Source organism: Escherichia sp. WS1450 (assembly GCF_046487395.1).
Classification (GTDB): domain Bacteria; phylum Pseudomonadota; class Gammaproteobacteria; order Enterobacterales; family Enterobacteriaceae; genus Escherichia; species Escherichia coli.
Genome location: NZ_JBJQJO010000002.1, coordinates 286,613 through 304,719, shown reverse-complemented (window position 1 = coordinate 304,719; position 18,107 = coordinate 286,613). Strand labels below are relative to the sequence as shown.

The following is an 18,107-nucleotide window of genomic DNA, read 5'->3' as shown; positions in this document are numbered from 1 at the left end:
CTCCTTTTAAAGTAAATTTGATCATCTGAATTAGTAAAATAAATTCCCACGAATTTGGGGCGCAGGACGCCTTGAGAACGGCTTATCTCATTTTCGCAGTCACTATTTAGTCATCGTTCAAACAGAGAAACAGGCCGCCGAAGCGGCCATTTATTACTTATATTTTTTCCAGCGCGGTGAGTATTTTCTCCGGTGTGAAATGCCATTCGCGTAACCAGATGCCGCAGGCATCGTGAATTGCGGTAGCAATCGCCGGAGCTGCGCCATTTACACCAATTTCCGAGATCGATTTCGCCCCGAACGGGCCGACTTTATCGTCGCTCGGCACCAACACAGCGCGGAAATCACGCGGAATGTCACCAATTTTCGGTGCACCGTAACTGCGTAAATCACGCGTTAACGGGTGACCTTCGGCGTCATAAATGATCTCTTCGCTCATACTGTGGCCGATAGCACGCAGGGTGGCCCCGTAGATTTGTCCCAACGCTAACTCTGGATTGACCGGTGTACCGCAGTCCAGCAAGGCGTAGAATTTATCCAGGCGGATTTCACCCGTACGCGTGTTGACGGCAACTTCAGCGAAGTTTGCGCCATACGGGAAAGCGAAATCAGGCGTGATATAACTGCCAGTTCCCACCAGTGAACCAAAGCCGGTGCCGGTTTCGCCTTTATGGGCAATATCCCCGAAACTAACTTCGCCTTTCTTGCCGCGCACGACGCCCGGCGTTGCTAGTTGAACATCTGCCACTGGCTCACCCAACATTTGCGCGCCGTGGAACAGAATTTTCTCCCGCAGATTTTCCGCTGCCAAACGCGCCGCGTTACCCGAGAAGCAAGTACCGGACGAGGCATATGCGCCTTTATCAAACAACGCATGATCGGTATCACCGGAGATAACATGCACGTCCTGCGGAGGGCAGTGCAGCACTTCTGCTGCCAGTTTCGTCACTACAGTATCCAGACCAGTACCAATATCCGCACCGCCAGAATGAACGATAAAGGTGCCGTCCGATTCCAGTTTGATCATACAGTTAGCCTGATCGATATCCGGGATACCCGATTTCTGCATGATAATGGCGACGCCGCGACCGATGTGCCAGTCACCATTTTGCGGTTTCGGTGAAGACCATTGGATCATCTCGCGACCCTGACGCAGGATCTCTTCCAGTGCGCAGCTGGCGGCGGAAGGAACGGAGGTCGGCGCTTTACCTTCACCGATTGCACCGAGAATTTTCAGCTCTTGCCCTTCGTGTACCCGGTTACGTTCGATAATTTCCAGTTGGTCGATCTGTAACTGTTCAGCCAGTTCCGCTAATGCCATGGTGATAGCGAAGTTACCTTTCGGTGCGCCATAACCCTGATAAGCACCATTTGGGCAAATGTTGCTGTAGTAGGTGGTGACCTGGAAATCGACGTTATCGCACGGATATAACGGCAGCGACAGCGCCGGTCCGTTACACGGTACGGTGAGTGAGTGGTTGCCGTAAGGGCCAGTGTTGGCGCGGAAATCCATCTTCACTGCCGTCAGGCGACCATCTTTTTTCGCTCCCAGTTTGACGGTGACTTTCGCGACGTGACGAGAGGTGTTAGCAATAAACTCTTCTTCACGGGTGTAGCGGAACAGTACCGGACGCCCGGTCACGCAGGTTGCCCAGGCGCACACTTCTTCCAGCAGGATGTCCTGTTTGGAACCAAAACCGCCGCCAACTCGCTCTTTAATGACATGAACTTTATGCTGTTTCATGCCCACGAGGCGCGCGACCTGGCGGCGTAAGTGCCATGGTACCTGGGTGGAGGCGTGGATAACCAGACGATCGCCGTCCATACGGGTAAAGCAGATATGAGTTTCAGTCGGGCACTGCTGCGCCTGCGTTGAGTTATAGGTTCGCTCAATGATCACATCGGCATCGGCAAAGCCTTTGTCCATATCGCCGATATGACCATGAATACTGGCGGCGATATTTTTACGGGGGCGAGAACCGATCGGGAAGTTGATGATCATATGCTCGCCGCGCTGGGCTGCATGGCTGTTATCGTCTTCCAGAGTATCTGGCGCACCAGCAACATACACCACCGGTTCATCGTGCACGACAGGCGCATCTTCCGCCATTGCTTCGTCGATCGACATTACAGGTTTAAGCACTTCATATTCAACGTCGATGAGCTTCAGTGCTTCGAGCGCAATTTCTTCACTTTCTGCGACGACCGCAGCAACGCGATCGCCGACGTGACGCATTTTCTTGCCGAACATACGGCGGTCAAGCGGTGACGGTTCCGGTGCGCTCTGACCGCCCGGGGTATAGTAGATATCCGGGCAATTCAGGTGAGTAATAACGTGAACAACGCCCGGTAAGGCTTCAGCTTTGCTGACATCCAGATGAGTAATCAGTGCGTGAGCGTGTGGGCTACGTAACATTTTAATGACGCAGGCGTCAGCCGTTACGCGGTCTTCAACATAGCAGGGTTTCGCCTGCACCATTTTCGCGGCATCAGTTTTAGGATAATGCTTACCAATGACTTCAAGGTCATCGCGGAAAGTCGGAGCGATATCAATGGTGGCCTGCGGATTATTTTTACGTGCAACCGCCAGTTCAATGACCTGATAGTATTGTTGCCAGCCTGCATCGCGGCTGAACAAACCAGAAAGCGCGTCGTCGATCTCTTCGCGGGTCGGTGCGGCAATGCGATCGAGAAGATCGGTGATAATCAGAGCCGCAGCTGGATCGTTATAACCAGACTGCACCACGCCAACATCAACCATTGCCTGTTGAACCAGACTTAACTCGTTCCATTTGCCCAGAGACTCTGCGGTACGAATATCTGCCTTCTCTAACTGTGCGGCGATAAGCAAGGACGCGTTAACGATATTACCGTTAAAGATAATTGCGTCTGAACCGGCAAACCCGAATCCATCATCGCTGTTGCGTACAGAGTGCATTCCCATGTTAAACAACAGCTTTTGCACGTTTTCGCCTGGATTAACGGTTAGCTCCTGAGGCGCGCCATTTAAAGTAAAGTGGATGATCATACGGCTTCCTCCCCAGCCTGTTGGCAGTCGGCATAAAGGTCGGCTACCAGAACTCCCGTGATATAGCGTTTATAGGCCACGCTGCCCCGCAAATCTTCCTGCGGGAAAATGGCGTTGGCGACAGCCTGTTCAAGTGCATTGCCTTCCAGATTTTGTTTTTCAACATCGTGCAGACGCAGGGCTTTACTGGCGACGCCATCCAGCGCAATTCGCATACCGTCGTGGTCTGTCATTGCAACGGCTGCCGTCACGACGGTTAAACCTGCCTGAGAACGGCTAATTTTGCGGGTCGCACAGGTGCGATACGGATCTTTAATGATAATTTCGGTTAGCAGGCGATCGCATGGGCAGGCCAGGTAGTCCTCGATTGACAGCGTTTCGCCGTTGCCAAAAACCAGTTCAGCATCCAGTGCCAGCAGGACGGGAAGCAGCACAGACTCTTCCTGCCGGGCGGCGATTTCACCACCAATGGTCGACTGATTACGAACATGGCGTGAGTAAACAAAACCGAGGGCTTCACGCAGTGCTGCAGGAATAAATCGCGCATCACGCAGTGGCTGCAAGCGAGACATTGCGCCAATCCGCAGTGCACCGTTATCCCAGTCAACCCAGTCCAGTTCCAGATCCTGTAAGGAAATGGCAATCTTTTTATCGGTACGGGTTGGTGTAGCGTTGAGTTTGCTGCCCCCGGCGAACCAGACGGCTTCATCCTGGTAGCGGCGCTTCAGTTCCAGCGCCTGTTCGACAGAGTCGGGCCTGAAAAATTGTTCAATCATCTTCTTTCCTTATTTAACCCTCTTCCCTACGGGAAGAGGGTATTTGTCATTTATGCCAGCGCATCCATCCGACGCCACATACTGGCAGCGGCTTTTCTGGCTTGCGCATAAATGGAATCGCAATCGAAGTTAAACTGACGGTCTTCATAGACCATCACACCATTGACCATCACGCTGTGAACGCTGCCTGAGCCCATACCGAAAGCGATATGCCCGGCGATATTGTCTGCCAGCAGCGGCGTCGGCGAGTTGTAATCGCAAATGGTTAAATCGGCTTTGTAACCGGCTTCCAGAAGGCCAAATTTCGCGCCAAAATTGCGGCTCATCAGTTCGTTGCCGTTAGCCAGTGCTTTGGCAAAACTGTCAGGCCACAGCGGACCACCCGCATCGCGATGTTTAAAGAAGGCAAATTTCATCTCTTCAAACATGTCCGAACCAATGCCGTCCGTTCCCAACGCCAGATTGCGGATGTCGCTAAGGTGATGGTTGTAGCCGACATGGTTGTTCATGTTTGAACGGGCGTTATGCACCAGGAACGCATCGCGCTGATTGAGTAGGGCGATGTCATCTTTCGACAAGTACAGCCCATGAGCTACCAGCGTTTTGCTGTCGATGAGATCGAATTGCGCCAGTCGTGCCAGTAGGTCTTTGCCGTACCAGTGGTGACTGTAGGAAACGTCGTAAAGGTCTTCCGCAGCGTGAATATGCAAACCACGACCTGTGGTTTTCACGGCTTCACGCAGCATCTCCAGACCGGCATCTGGCACGGTAAACGGCGCGTGAGCGCCGATATGTGCTTCCACCAGATACGGCTCGGTTGCTGCTTTCTTCGCCTCATCAATCTGACGGGCGAAGCGGATGTTTTCTTCTACACCTTCCTGCAACTCTTTGATGCTGTTGTTACGGTCAGTAGTTTCAAAACAGGTCATCGCGCGCAGGCCAACTTTTAAAAATGCGTTGCGCAATGTGGAGAGCGACCCGCCGATATACGCCGGAGAGGCATGGTGATCGATAACCGATGTACATCCGTTCTTAATCGCTTCCAGGGAACAAATCAGTCCGCTGTAATAGAGCGACTCTTCATCAAGGGCGCGATCGAGTCGCCACCAGAGATTTTTCAGCGTTGAGATGAAATCCGGGCAGGGGGCGATGTTTGCCATAATTCCGCGGGACAGCCCCGAGTAAAAATGGTTGTGCGAGCAGACAATTCCCGGCATCACAATCCGACCATGCATCTCTTTGTAGCTGGCATCGGGGTAGCGTTGCGTCAGGGCATCGCCGATAGCAACAATCACATCATTTTCGATGGCGATATCAACGCCTTCCTGCACTTTCGCCGGGTGTAACTGCACTGCGGTGACATTCTTCAGAATCAACATGATTACACCTCCACGCGGCCCAGCAGATAATGATGATGCTGGTGGACATGGCTAATAATGCGGCACATATCGTTCAGCTCCGGTGGTACGTTGTTGAACTGACCTTCGCTGTCGATGCTTAACACCCAGCTTTGGTTATTCAGACGTACGCGTACCCGGCAATCTTCCACAAGGAAGCCAGGATTGCTGCTGTTATCAAAGTCTTGCGACAGGCTGAAGACGGTGATTTTGTCTTTGTACGGTTTACCGTTCCACGGGCAGAACTGAGCGCAGTTGCCGCATTCGTTACAGTAAGCGTCGAGGTGCAGCGTCTGGAAACGGTTCTGGAAGCCAGGGACCGCAATGGATACGTTGGCACGGTTCGGGCAGACATCCACACACTTGCTGCAAACGTAGTTACATTCAAGGCAGCGTGCGGCTTCCTGGGCGACAAACGCGTCACGATCGTCGCTATCCACCAGGGTGATAGAGATATCGCCTTTGCGTTGATAGATTTCCGCCGGATTGACGTTGTTCCAGTATTTATCGTTCTGGTGGGAACGGATATTTTCCCGACTAAGGATGGCATCGGTCGCCCGACGCGCGGTTCCGACAGCAGCGACAATGGAGGATGGTCCGCGCTGTACGTCGCCGATCATAAAGACGTCAGTCAGACGAGTTTCGCCATTATGGTCGACGTCTGGCCAGCCGTTTTTGTCCAGCGGCACGCCCATCGCATTCAGGGCTTCAGTATCCTGCTGTTCACCAATGGCGGTGATCAGGCTGTCTACATGCAGTGTTACTGTTTCGTTGGTTTCAACCGGACGGCGACGACCTTTCTCATCAGGTTCGCCAAGCGACATAACGCGCAAGGTTAAGGTGCCATCAGCATCGAAACGTTCCGGATTATTCAGGAAACGGAACTCCACGCCGTCGTGCAACGCTTCTTCATACTCTTCGCGCCATGCTGGCATCTCTTGCAGTGAACGACGGTAAACGACCGTTGCTTTTTCTACGCCTGGAACGCGTAACGCCGCACGAGCGCAGTCCATTGCCGTGTTACCCGCCCCGACAACGACCACATGTTTGCCCAGCTTGAGCGCTGTGCCCTTGTTGTATTCACGCAGGAAGGGGAGTGATTTCCAGACATTTTGGTTGTCGCCCGCCAGTTTCACACCGCTATTTTTATCAGTGCCGGTGGCAATCAGAACATAGTGGAAGCCCTGATTTTTTAACTGTTCAACGGTCAAATCGGGTGAGCAGCCATACTCAAATTTCACGCCGTGATCGGCAACAAAATCGATATCGTGCTGAATTAACTCTGCAGGAATACGGAACTGAGGAATGATATTTTTCACTACGCCGCCCGCATTGGCTTCGCGTTCAAACAGCGTAACCGGATGGCCCGCTCTGGCAAGGAAGTAACCTGCTGCCAGACCCGCCGGACCTGCACCAATCACGGCAACCGGATGGCGTGAACCAGAACCGGCGGGTTTGTGCCAGCGTTGCTTATATTCATCCCAACCTTTTTCCAGCGCGACTTTTTTCAGTTCGCGGATATTCAGCGCACTGTCGTAATCCAGGCGGGTACAGTTGTATTGGCACTGGTGATCGCAAATATGACCGGTAATGGCGGGCAGGGCGTTGCGTTGGTAGATGAGTTCCAGCGCGTCAGCATAGCGGTGTTCGCCAAGCAGCCGAATGTATTCCGGAATATCTTGCTTGATAGCGCAGGCAGTAACACAGGGGGCAACGTAGCAGTCGGTCAGCGGCAGGTCTTCTGCCACTTCAATACGCTCTTCTGGCTTCCAGTGTTTCTGGGTGTATTCCATGGTTAACGCGTCTGCTGCCAGTTTGTTCAGGCGTTCGACGTCAACATGGTCAAGCCCCCAGGCGTCGGAGCCTTCCAGCTCGCGCATGCAGGCACTTAAGCGCAGATAGCCGCCAGGTTTCAGCAGGTCGGTTGCCATAGTAATAGGGCGAATACCAGTATCAAAAATATCGCGGATAGTCAGCTGACTGGCACCACCGGAATAAGAAATGGGCAGTTTGCCGTCAAAGGCGCGAGAGAGAACTGCTGCAACATTGATGGAGAGCGGGAACAGCGCACGGCCTGACATATACATCTCTTCACCAGGCAGTGCGCCTTTATTGTTGATGGTGCCGAGAGTGTTAGTCAGTTTTACGCCAAAGCCGAGTGATTTTTCTTTTGCCAGTACCATCAGGCGTTCCAGCATTTCCAGCGCTTGCGTCAGCTTGAGGTCGTGATCAAATGACTCTTCTTTTAAGCCTATGTAACCGAAACCGCAGACATCGAGGATCTCACGAACACGCGCGTACCCCAGTAAGGTCGGGTTGAGTTTCACAAAGGTATTGAGCCCTTTTTCTTCCAGCATGTAGCGGCAAATGGCTTCGATTTCATGCGGAGGACAGCCGTGCATGGTGGAGAGGGTGACGCCCTGCACCATACTGGTGGGGATGCGAGCGGGTAAGGCTTGCAAGCTTTCGCGTTTTTCCTGCAATCCGTGGCGGGCTAAAAATGCGTCATCCTGGAGTAATTTATTCAGCGTATCGCGATATTGCGCGAATTTCGGATGGTCAGATGCGTCCATCATATTGTCGATGAACTGTTGCATCGGTGGTTGCTTAATACCTTCGAGGTTATAACCGACGCTCATATTAAAGATGAACGATTTACCGGAATCAGAAGGCTGGAACATCGCTTCGAGAAGGTGCAGGGCAAACCAGGCTTTGAGGTATTCATCCCAGGCTTTAAGCAGGGTAAATTCGGTAGACCATTCGGTGTTAAAGCACTCGTCTTCGGCATCGATACAGGGCTTTTCCAGCTCCAGGCGGTCAAGAATTTGGACGGTTTTTAGTTCGATGAAGCGCCCGCCAGTCAGCCAGGAAGTGACAATATTTTGCGCGAGCTGCGTGTGCGGGCCAGCGGCAGGGCCGACGGGAGTGGCACAGGTTTCACCGAAGACGCTAACAGTTTTACCTTTTACGGGTGAGTAAAACTGTTGCTCGGGAATACCAAAGATTGAGCGTTGTTGTTGGTATTCATCAAATATGCGCGTCAAAAGTTCCTCAAACGGAATGGGACGCATAATATCCCCCATAACCCTCTCCTTAGCTTATACAGATATCATTGAGTGACCGGTGTTGAGAAATCCGGTGGTTTAGGGGGATAGAGCAACAATCGCACCACTCTTGCCAGGTTTGGCGGGAAATATAAAAAAATGTGAGGCGGCTCGAAACTTAAGGGCTTTTTGTGAATGAACTCACAGGTGCCAAATGAGAATTAAAATCACTCCTGAAAATTATTATTGCCAGCCCATTTATCACTTTTTCTCTTTTCTCAAAATCAGTGATTCCTTATCATTATGATAAAGAGTGCCGGAAGGATTAAATATTTGAACGCAATCGTTTAACTACGTTTTCTAAATTTCAGTATACCTTTTCTTCGCTGTAATAAAGTCGTCAGGAGTATCAATATCTAAAATTATTTCTGCATTTTCTATTTCGACGGAATAATGATCTCCCATAAGGAGTGCCTGACGCATATTGGTGATATTGGGACGCTGGATTGCCTGCATCAGGCATGGCTTTGACACTAAAATCGGATGGCCGGGAATGCCATTATGGAGTGGCAGTATTGCGCCATCATTTCGTAACGACCAGATTTTTCTAAAAATATCGATGGTGAGGGTAGGCATGTCACCGTGGGTGAGAAAACAATATTCTGTTTTTACCGCGGGTACTGCGGCCTTTACTGATGTGAGTAAACCCTGCGCATAATCTGGGTTGTGAATAATAGTGATATTGCTCTGGTTCGCATAACGTTCGTGCAGTTCATTACCACGATAGCCGGTGACTAAAATAATTCGGCTACAAAACTGCAACGCATTTTTGATACTTGTATCAAGAATTGTTCCCTGTTGCCAGGGTAACATCATTTTCCATTGCCCCATTCTTGATGATAATCCGGCAGCGGTAATTATACAGTCGATGGCTGACATAGTGGTTCCATTATTTATAGGGGCTAATAACGCCTGATAATTGCGTTACTTCCTGATGGATTAAGTTGGGGATAATTTATCCCAGAGAGGTCATAAAGACTCGTGAAAAGTATAGTTGACCCATCGGCATTATTCATTGATTTAGGCGCGCAGAAACGTCCCACTGTGATTTCTGTTGTTGGGGCTGGGGGAAAAACCAGCTTGCTTTTTTGGCTGGCAGAACTGCTCCAGGCTAGCGGCAGGCGTGTGTTAATCACTACGACGACACATATGTTTATGCCAACGTCTCACTGGCCCGTGGTTTTCTGTCGTGATCCCGCCATGCTTCCTCATGCGTCTCTTACATCCCCCATTTCATTTTGTTTTCACAGCTGGAAAGCGAACCAGGGAAAAGTGCAGGGATTTACGCCAGAAGCGATTGATGCACTGGTGCAACGACCAGAGTGTGACGTAATTCTCATTGAAGCAGATGGCTCGCGTGGAATGCCGTTAAAAGCGCCTGATGAGCACGAACCTTGCATACCCAAAAGCAGTTGCTGCGTGATTGCTGTGATGGGAGGACATATTTTGGGCGCGAAAGTGAGCACAGAAAATGTCCATCGCTGGTCGCAGTTTGCTGATATTACCGGGTTAACACCTGATGCAACCTTGCAACTGAGCGATCTCGTTGCGCTGGTTCGCCACCCTCAGGGCGCATTTAAAAACGTACCGCAAGGTTGTCGGCGAGTCTGGTTCATTAACCGTTTTTCTCAATGTGAGAATGCGATTGCGCAAAGCGAGCTCCTTCAACCGCTGCAACAACACGACGTAGAGGCAATCTGGCTGGGCGATATACAAGAACATCCTGCAATCGCGCGCAGATTTGTGAATTAGCGGCCCGGGTATTCCGGGTTACTGAAAGGATATCCATTGAGGTTGGTATGAATATTTTCACAGAGGCTGCAAAACTCGAAGAGCAAAATTGTCCGTTTGCGATGGCGCAAATTGTTGATAGCCGAGGCTCTACTCCCCGCCATTCTGCACAAATGTTAGTGCGCGCCGATGGTTCTATCGTCGGTACAATTGGTGGCGGAATGGTTGAGCGGAAGGTGATTGAAGAGTCGCTTCAGGCATTGCAGGAACGTAAGCCGCGATTATTCCATGGACGTATGGCTCGTAACGGTGCGGATGCTGTCGGGTCAGATTGTGGAGGTGCAATGTCAGTATTTATCAGCGTCCATGGTATGCGTCCACGTCTAGTGTTGATTGGCGCGGGGCATGTCAACCGGGCGATAGCCCAGAGTGCGGCGCTATTAGGATTTGATATTGCCGTTGCTGATATTTATCGCGAAAGCCTCAATCCTGAACTATTCCCACCATCAACCACGCTTCTCCATGCTGAGTCGTTTGGTGCGGCAGTGGAAGCACTGGATATTCGCCCTGATAATTTTGTCCTGATTGCCACGAATAATCAGGATCGTGAAGCCCTCGACAAACTCATTGAACAGCCCATTGCATGGCTGGGGTTGCTGGCAAGTCGCCGCAAGGTTCAGCTTTTCCTACGTCAATTGCGTGAGAAAGGCGTGGCTGAAGAACATATTGCCCGTTTACATGCGCCCGTTGGTTACAACATAGGTGCGGAAACGCCGCAGGAGATCGCCATCAGCGTGCTGGCAGAAATATTACAGGTGAAAAATAACGCGCCGGGTGGGCTGATGATGAAACCTTCTCATCCTTCCGGACACCAGCTGGTGGTGATTCGCGGTGCGGGGGATATCGCCAGTGGTGTGGCGTTACGTCTGTATCATGCGGGTTTTAAAGTGATCATGCTGGAAGTGGAAAAACCGACAGTGATTCGTTGTACCGTGGCGTTTGCCCAGGCCGTGTTCGATGGCGAAATGATGGTCGAAGGCGTCACTGCCCGCCTGGCAACCAGCTCTGCGGAAGCGATGAAACTTACCGAACGCGGATTCATCCCTGTGATGGTAGATCCCGCCTGTTCATTGCTTGATGAACTGAAACCGCTTTGCGTGGTGGACGCTATTCTGGCGAAACAGAATTTGGGTACGCGGGCAGATATGGCACCAGTAACAATCGCGCTTGGGCCGGGCTTTACTGCTGGGAAGGATTGCCATGCGGTAATTGAAACAAATCGCGGGCACTGGCTCGGTCAGGTGATTTACTCTGGTTGTGCGCAGGAGAATACCGGTGTTCCCGGCAATATTATGGGGCATACCACCCGACGGGTGATCCGTGCTCCTGCTGCAGGCATTATGCGATCCAACGTGAAATTAGGCGATCTGGTGAAAGAGGGTGATGTGATTGCCTGGATTGGTGAGCATGAAATTAAAGCACCGTTGACGGGGATGGTGCGTGGCTTGTTGAACGACGGACTGGCGGTGGTCGGTGGTTTTAAAATTGGTGATATCGATCCACGTGGTGAAACGGCTGATTTCACCAGCGTTTCTGATAAAGCCCGGGCAATTGGCGGCGGCGTACTTGAGGCGTTAATGATGTTGATGCATCAGGGCGTGAAAGCGACAAAAGAAGTGCTGGAAGTGGCTTAAATGAAAATGGCCGGATGGTATTACCCCCCGGCCTGAGACTGATGACAAACGCCAAATTGCCTGATGCGCTACGCTTATCAGGCCTACAAGTGCATTGCAATCTATTGAATTTGCGATGTTTTGTAGGACGGATAAGGCGCTCGCGCCGCATCCGGCATCAACAAAGCGCACTTACTTGACAATCTTTGGCCGGATGGTATTACCCACCCGGCCTTTAAATTACTGACAAATTACCGTTCCGGTTTTGCCTTCAATCCCTTCTTTCGCTTTGCTCAATACGGTAATCAGTGCTTCGCGTCCAGCGCGAGAGCGAGCAAACGAGGCGGCTGCTTCCACTTTAGGCAGCATAGAACCTTTCGCAAAATGACCTTCTTCGATAAAGCGTTCAGCATCACTTAATGACAGGCGATCGAGCCACTGTTCATTCTCTTTACCGAAGTTAATGGCCACTTTTTCTACCGCAGTCAGAATGATCAGCATATCGGCATCAATCATTTCTGCTAAACGGGCGCTGGCCCAGTCTTTATCAATAACCGCGCTGGCACCACGCAGATGGTTACCTTCACGAATAACAGGAATACCACCACCGCCAACGGTGATCACTACCTGGCCTGCATCTACCAGAGCTTTAACCGTTTCTTTTTCAATGATATCAACCGGTTTTGGCGAGGCAACAACACGGCGATAGCCGCGACCAGCATCTTCTTTCAGAGTGTAACCGTGTTTTGTCAGTTGCTCTGCTTCTTGCTCGGTAAAGAACGAACCGATCGGCTTGGTCGGGTTGAGGAATGCCGGATCGTTAGCGTCGACTTCGACCTGGGTAACCAGCGTTGCTACAGGTTTATTAATGCCACGAGAAAGCAGTTCTTCTCTTAAGGCGTTTTGTAGATCGTAACCAATATAACCCTGGCTTAAGGCAACACAGACAGACATCGGCAGCATTGGCGAGTGCGCTTCAGTTTTTGCGGCAGCTTCAAAGGCCTGGTTAATCATGCCCACCTGTGGCCCGTTACCGTGAGTGACGATGACCTCATGTCCCTGGGCAATTAAATCAACAATTGCTTGAGACGTAATTTTTACCGCTTTCATTTGTCCGGCCAGGTCGTCGCCCAGCGCATTCCCGCCCAGGGCGAGAACAATTTTCTTACTCATTTTTCCTCACTCATCATTCTTGATTGTGTATAGATCCCTGGCAGTGGTTAGAGCACAGGAGGGACAAACGGTTTGCGTCGCAGGAAACGACCTCGCCCGGCTTTGCCTGTAAAGGTGCCGTCACAGAAAATCGTTTCACCACGGGATAATGTTCTGACAATCGCGCCCTGACAGGTAAACCCCTCCCAGGGCGAGTAGTCGGCGTTGTCGTGGAGATGGCGATGCTGAATTTGTTGGCTCTGACGTGGGTCGATAATCACCACGTCGCCATCGGAACCGGGCGCTAATATCCCTTTTTGCGGCCACAGGCCAAACAGCCTGGCGGGCATCGCGCTGGTTAATTCAACAAAACGTTCCGGTGTTATACGTCCCGTCATTACGCCACTGGAAAACAGTAACTGCATGCGGTTTTCCACACCGGGTAAGCCATTTGGGCAGCGACTGAAATCGCCTTTAGAAATTTGCAGGCGTTGAGCCATCGAGAACGTGCAGTGATCGGTCGCTACCACGTCAATCGCACCATCGCTGATGCCACACCACAGTTTGTCCTGCTCGCGTACGTTACGCAGCGGTGGGCTAAGAATGAACTTCATGCCATCTTCTGTATCGTAACTGCGTTCGTCCAACAGGAGATATTGTGGGCAGGTTTCAACCCAGACTGGCTGGTGATTCGCACGGGCAAGACGCAGATAATCCAGACCTAAGCCGTTAGACAGGTGCACGATATAGAGCGGGGCGTTACCGGCAATTTGTGCCAGGTTAATCATGCGGGCGATGGCTTCCGCTTCGCATTCCAGAGGGCGACTCAAGGCGTGATAGCGCGGCGCGGTTAACCCTGCGGCAATAAACTCCGCCCGCTTGCTGGCGATAGCTGCATCATTTTCCGGGTGCACGGTGGTCAGCGCGCCGGACTCATGCAAGCGGCGTAACGCCTGCAAAACTTCGTCATCGTTGAGTTTGTATTGATAGGTTAAATAGAGTTTAAAACTGCTCAGCCCTTCCTCGACCATCATCGGGATTTCGTCGAGGATGGCGTGATTAATGTGCTGGATCACACCGTGAAAGCTGTAGTCGATGACCGCCTTATGGGCGGCATAACCACGATAAACCTCCAGTTGATGGCGTAACCGGCAGCCATTCGGGCCAAATCCCATATGGTCAATAATGGTTGTTGTACCGCCACACGCAGCTGCGCGGGTACCGGTAAAAAAATCATCACAACTGCGCGCGATGCCGACATCAATATTGAAATGCGTATGGACATCCACGCCGCCAGGGAAAACGTAACAGCCAGTGGCATCAATTTCTTCATACGGGAGCTGCGGCGAAATATTGTTGCCCAACTGGCGAACAATCCCGCTTTCAATCAGCAAATCCTGTTTTTCTTGTCCATCTGCGTTAACGACAGTGCCGTTTTTGATCAATACGCGCATAGCAAACTCCAAAAACCCTCCGGCGAACCGGAGGGGAATAAGTGAAGAGTAATTATTCGGTTGCCAGCCAGCTTAACGGGATTGCAGCGTACATCGCGGCACAGGTCACCAGGTGAGATTTCCAGGTTTTTTCGTTAGGTGCATGTGCTTCAGGTTCTTTACCCGGGCCAAAGCCGATCACCGGAATGCCGTGACGGCCCATGATAGATACGCCGTTAGTTGAGAAGGTCCACTTATCAACAACCGGCGCTTTGCCAAACAGCCCTTCGTAGGCATTCACCAGTGCTTTAACGGTGAAGTGATCTTCTTCCACTTTCCAGGTCGGGAAGTAGCATTCGGTTGGGTATACCAGGCCAGTCCAGGACGGACGGTCGTAGTTGTACATAGAAACAACCGCGTTAGCTTTCTGTACCGCAGGCAGGGCGCGGATTTCATCCAGCGCGCCTTCCCAGGTTTCGCCCCAGGTCAGACGGCGGTCAATAGAGACGGCGCAGCTATCTGCTACTGCGCAACGGCTTGGGGATGTGAAGAAGATTTCAGAAACGGTGAGGGTGCCTTTGCCGAGGAATTCGTCATAACCCAGACGTTGGGAGAGTTCTTGTAATTCGCCAAGAATCGGACCCATTTTGAAAATGGCGTTGTCACCGCGTTCTGGTGCAGAACCGTGGCAGCTAACACCCTGAACATCAATACGAATTTCCATACGACCGCGCTGACCACGGTATACCTGGCAGTCGGTTGGTTCGGTACTGACCACAAATTCCGGGCGAATGCCGGATTGTTCAATAATGTACTGCCAGCACAGGCCGTCGCAGTCTTCTTCCTGCACAGTACCGGTAACCAGCAGGGTATATTCATCTTCCAGACCGAGGTCTTTAATGATTTTACCGGCATAAACCATAGATGCCATGCCGCCTTCCTGGTCGGAAGTACCGCGACCACCGATCAGCTCATCAGTTTCCATGCCTTCGTACGGATCGAAGTCCCAGTTTTTGATGTTGCCAATGCCGACGGTATCGATATGAGCGTCCATTGCCACCAGACGCGGGCCGTGGCCGATATAACCGAGAACGTTGCCCATCGGGTCGATTTCAACTTTATCGAAGCCGACTTTTTCCATCTCTTCTTTAATACGATGTACTACGCGTTTTTCGTCGCAGCTTTCACTGGGAATAGCAACCATGTCGCGCAGGAAGCGAGTCATGTCCGCCTGGTAATCTTTTGCTTTTTCAAGAATCAGTTTGAATGGAATATTCTTAGCCATTATTTTTCTCCAGATTTTTTACTCCCCGTTTTGCAGGGAGCAGTTCCAATAGGGTGATTAAGGTGCTACAGCGTGTTTGCCTTCCCAGACAACTTCGCGGTAGTGCTTCACGTCTGTGTCGCCTTCAGTGCTGATAACCAGCACTACGGCATCTTTGTTCAGCGCCAGTTTTTCCATCAGGCTTTGACGTTGCGGGTGATAATGAACCGCTGCGAGAACGCCCAAACCGACAGCGCCGGATTCACCGGAGATGATGCGTGGGTCATTGCCGTACGGATTACCCAGCACACGCATACCTAATGCGGCAACGCTGTCCTGGCAGGAGATGAATTGGGTGGCGCAGTTACGTAGGATTTCCCAGCCCAGCGGGTTAGGTTCGCCACAGGCCAGGCCCGCCATGATGGTGGCCATATCACCGCCAACGTTGACGATGTCGCCTTTGACGCCGGAGCGATAAATACAGTCAGCTTTGTCAGGTTCAACAATAATGCTGTGCAGATTTTGCGGGCTGTAGACGTCGACCAGATAACCCAGCACACCACCGGCCATTGCACCGACACCGGCTTGCAGCAGAACGTGCGTCGGGGTTACGCCCATTTCACGCATTTGCTCGACGGCTTCATCTGCCAGGGTTGCGTAGCCTTGCATGATCCAGGTTGGGATTTTGGTGTAACCTTCCCATGCCGTGTCCTGTACCACTTCCCAGCCGTGCTGCTGCGCGTGTTGCATGGTCAGGCGAACGGTATCGTCATAGTTCATATCCGTGACGATGCACTCGGCACCGAGGTTCAGAATGGCGTCAACGCGTTCCTGAGCAGAACCTTTCGGCATGTAAATCACCGCATTCTGTCCGAGTTGCTGTGCTGCCCACGCCACACCGCGCCCGTGGTTGCCGTCGGTGGTGGTCGCGAAAGTCATTTTTTCGCCGATAGCATTTTTCAGGTGCTCAAATGACAGCGTTTCGATATCAAGATGATATTTTTCGCACAATAATTGAGCGATGGCGTATGCACCGCCGAGCATTTTGAAGGCGTTCAGACCGAATCGTTTTGATTCGTCTTTGACGAGAATTTTCTTCACACCAAAAAGGTTTGCGAGATCGTCCAGCGCACAAAGCGGTGTTGGGCGATAACCAGCTATTTTCTGGTGGAACTGGCGCGCCAGTTTGGCCTGGCTTTGCGAAAAGAGCGGTGATGTTTCGCCGTTGAAAAATTTGTTATCGGCGATATCAATCTTCAATGAGAAAACGGACATATCCTATCCTTTTGGCCTCTGGAAATAGAGGGCCGACCAGCTGATCGGCCCGAGGGGTTATTTCACGCGTTCTTGCGCTTCTTTCAGCAGTTGCTCGAGCAGTGCACCTGGTTTGGCGTATTTACGGGACAGGATCATCGCGGCGATGATATAAGGCTTCCAGCTGGCTTCTTTGTAGGTTGCGATACGGTATTTTTCGAATACGCCTTCAGTCACTTCACCTTCTTTGCAGGATACGCCGCTGATATCAGCTGGCAGGCAGTGCATGTACAGGGCTTCGCCATCACGGGTCAGTTCCATCATCTCTTCGGTGCAATGCCAGTCTTTGTGCTGAGCGTTCTGCGCCAGACACTGTTTTTCCAGTGCTTTTAAGCCTTCGTGATCGTTAGCGCGCAGCAATTCAGTACGCTCTTCCATCACTTTGTAAGGTGCCCATGACTTCGGATAAACGATGTCTGCGTCTTTGAAGGCTTCTTCCATGCTGGTGACCTGACGGAAGCTACCGCCAGAGGCTTTAGCATTGTTTTTCGCCACTTCAACGACATCCGGGATCAGGTCGTAGCCTTCCGGATGGGCCAGGGTGACATCCATACCGAAGCGAGTCATCAGACCGATGATGCCTTGTGGTACAGAGAGCGGTTTGCCATAGCTTGGGGAGTAGGCCCAGGTCATGGCGATTTTTTTACCTTTCAGGTTTTCCAGTGAACCAAAGTGTTCACGTAACCATGCGAGGTCAGCCATTGACTGAGTCGGGTGGTCAATATCGCATTGCAGGTTCACTAAAGCCGGACGCTGCGGCAGTACGCCCTGCTTGTAGCCGTCATCAAGTGCAGCGCCAACTTCACGCATATAAGCGTTGCCTGCGCCCAGATACATATCGTCACGAATACCGATGGCATCGGCGCAGAAGGAGATCATATTGGCGGTTTCACGCACGGTTTCGCCGTGAGCGATTTGTGATTTGCCTTCGTCGAGATCTTGCTGTGCAAGGCCGAGCAGGTTAAGCGCGGAAGCATAAGAGAAGCGGGTACGGGTGGAGTTGTCACGGAATACGGAAATACCTAATCCACTATTAAAGACTTTGGTTGAGATGTTTTCAGCACGCAGTGCTTTTAATGCTGCGGCAACGTCCAGTACTTGTTTCAGTTCATCTGGCGTCTGTTCCCACGTTAACAAAAAATCTTTCTCGTGAAGGTGAGAGGTCAGCGAATTGATATCCTTAATCAGCTCATTAACAGTTTTCATCATAAAGTCCCGGTAGTGGAATGACAGGC

At 51.5% G+C, this 18,107-nt stretch carries 12 protein-coding genes; 2 read left to right on the top strand and 10 right to left on the bottom strand.

Going from position 1 to position 18,107, the window contains the following annotated elements; genetic code table 11:
- Positions 1-157: 157 nt before the first annotated feature.
- From ACJHYR_RS03705 to mocA, 5 genes are all read right to left on the bottom strand, one after another.
- Complete coding sequence (locus tag ACJHYR_RS03705; protein ID WP_000583615.1) at positions 158-3,028, bottom strand: molybdopterin-dependent oxidoreductase Mo/Fe-S-binding subunit; 2,871 nt, start codon at positions 3,026-3,028, stop codon at positions 158-160.
- Positions 3,025-3,804, bottom strand: coding sequence for a molybdopterin-dependent oxidoreductase FAD-binding subunit (gene ygfM / locus ACJHYR_RS03700; RefSeq protein WP_000572462.1), 780 nt, complete (start codon positions 3,802-3,804; stop codon positions 3,025-3,027). The genes ACJHYR_RS03705 and ygfM overlap by 4 nt, the downstream gene beginning before the upstream one ends.
- 50 nt (positions 3,805-3,854) lie before the next feature.
- A complete protein-coding gene (gene ssnA, locus ACJHYR_RS03695; protein WP_410233067.1) occupies positions 3,855-5,183 on the bottom strand; it encodes a putative aminohydrolase SsnA in 1,329 nt (442 codons plus the stop codon).
- A gap of 2 nt (positions 5,184-5,185) precedes the next feature.
- Entirely contained in the window at positions 5,186-8,284 is a 3,099-nt protein-coding gene (gene ygfK, locus ACJHYR_RS03690) for a putative selenate reductase subunit YgfK (protein WP_059327660.1), read from the bottom strand.
- Between the two features lie 321 nt (positions 8,285-8,605).
- The gene (gene mocA / locus ACJHYR_RS03685) at positions 8,606-9,184 is read right to left on the bottom strand and encodes a molybdenum cofactor cytidylyltransferase (RefSeq protein ID WP_001272841.1); all 579 of its coding nucleotides are present in this window, start codon (positions 9,182-9,184) and stop codon (positions 8,606-8,608) included.
- Between the two features lie 102 nt (positions 9,185-9,286).
- On the opposite strand from mocA, the gene yqeC reads away from it, so the two are divergent.
- Together yqeC and yqeB are read left to right on the top strand one after the other, a co-directional pair.
- Entirely contained in the window at positions 9,287-10,057 is a 771-nt protein-coding gene (gene yqeC / locus ACJHYR_RS03680; protein ID WP_001309713.1) for a selenium cofactor biosynthesis protein YqeC, read from the top strand.
- 47 nt (positions 10,058-10,104) lie between these two features.
- Positions 10,105-11,730, top strand: coding sequence for a selenium-dependent molybdenum cofactor biosynthesis protein YqeB (gene yqeB / locus ACJHYR_RS03675; RefSeq protein ID WP_001587390.1), 1,626 nt, complete (start codon positions 10,105-10,107; stop codon positions 11,728-11,730).
- Positions 11,731-11,949: 219 nt separating this feature from the next.
- On the opposite strand, the gene arcC is transcribed toward yqeB, so the two are convergent.
- The 5 genes from arcC to ygeW are packed head-to-tail and all read right to left on the bottom strand — an operon-like array spanning position 11,950 to position 18,078.
- Positions 11,950-12,882 (bottom strand): carbamate kinase, encoded by a 933-nt coding sequence (arcC, locus tag ACJHYR_RS03670; RefSeq protein WP_000037986.1) that lies wholly within the window; start codon positions 12,880-12,882, stop codon positions 11,950-11,952.
- A gap of 47 nt (positions 12,883-12,929) precedes the next feature.
- Positions 12,930-14,315, bottom strand: coding sequence for a D-phenylhydantoinase (hyuA, locus tag ACJHYR_RS03665; RefSeq protein ID WP_001587389.1), 1,386 nt, complete (start codon positions 14,313-14,315; stop codon positions 12,930-12,932).
- Between the two features lie 52 nt (positions 14,316-14,367).
- Positions 14,368-15,579: a YgeY family selenium metabolism-linked hydrolase gene (locus ACJHYR_RS03660; RefSeq protein WP_001107125.1), complete on the bottom strand. Its 1,212-nt coding sequence runs from the start codon at positions 15,577-15,579 to the stop codon at positions 14,368-14,370.
- A gap of 57 nt (positions 15,580-15,636) precedes the next feature.
- Positions 15,637-16,833, bottom strand: a complete 1,197-nt coding sequence (dpaL, locus tag ACJHYR_RS03655) for a diaminopropionate ammonia-lyase (RefSeq protein WP_000110493.1) — start codon at positions 16,831-16,833, stop codon at positions 15,637-15,639.
- 57 nt (positions 16,834-16,890) lie between these two features.
- Entirely contained in the window at positions 16,891-18,078 is a 1,188-nt protein-coding gene (ygeW, locus tag ACJHYR_RS03650; RefSeq protein ID WP_000859787.1) for a knotted carbamoyltransferase YgeW, read from the bottom strand.
- Between the last annotated feature and the right edge of the window lie 29 nt (positions 18,079-18,107).

Bases quoted from the DNA above. Each gene is read 5' to 3' on its own strand.
- ygfK (WP_059327660.1), bottom strand. From the start codon at position 8,284: ATGGGGGATATTATGCGTCCCATTCCGTTTGAGGAACTTTTGACGCGC.
- ygeW (WP_000859787.1), bottom strand. From the start codon at position 18,078: ATGAAAACTGTTAATGAGCTGATTAAGGATATCAATTCGCTGACCTCT.
- mocA (WP_001272841.1), bottom strand. From the start codon at position 9,184: ATGTCAGCCATCGACTGTATAATTACCGCTGCCGGATTATCATCAAGA.
- dpaL (WP_000110493.1), bottom strand. From the start codon at position 16,833: ATGTCCGTTTTCTCATTGAAGATTGATATCGCCGATAACAAATTTTTC.
- ACJHYR_RS03705 (WP_000583615.1), bottom strand. From the start codon at position 3,028: ATGATCATCCACTTTACTTTAAATGGCGCGCCTCAGGAGCTAACCGTT.
- hyuA (WP_001587389.1), bottom strand. From the start codon at position 14,315: ATGCGCGTATTGATCAAAAACGGCACTGTCGTTAACGCAGATGGACAA.
- yqeB (WP_001587390.1), top strand. From the start codon at position 10,105: ATGAATATTTTCACAGAGGCTGCAAAACTCGAAGAGCAAAATTGTCCG.
- ACJHYR_RS03660 (WP_001107125.1), bottom strand. From the start codon at position 15,579: ATGGCTAAGAATATTCCATTCAAACTGATTCTTGAAAAAGCAAAAGAT.
- ygfM (WP_000572462.1), bottom strand. From the start codon at position 3,804: ATGATTGAACAATTTTTCAGGCCCGACTCTGTCGAACAGGCGCTGGAA.
- arcC (WP_000037986.1), bottom strand. From the start codon at position 12,882: ATGAGTAAGAAAATTGTTCTCGCCCTGGGCGGGAATGCGCTGGGCGAC.
- ssnA (WP_410233067.1), bottom strand. From the start codon at position 5,183: ATGTTGATTCTGAAGAATGTCACCGCAGTGCAGTTACACCCGGCGAAA.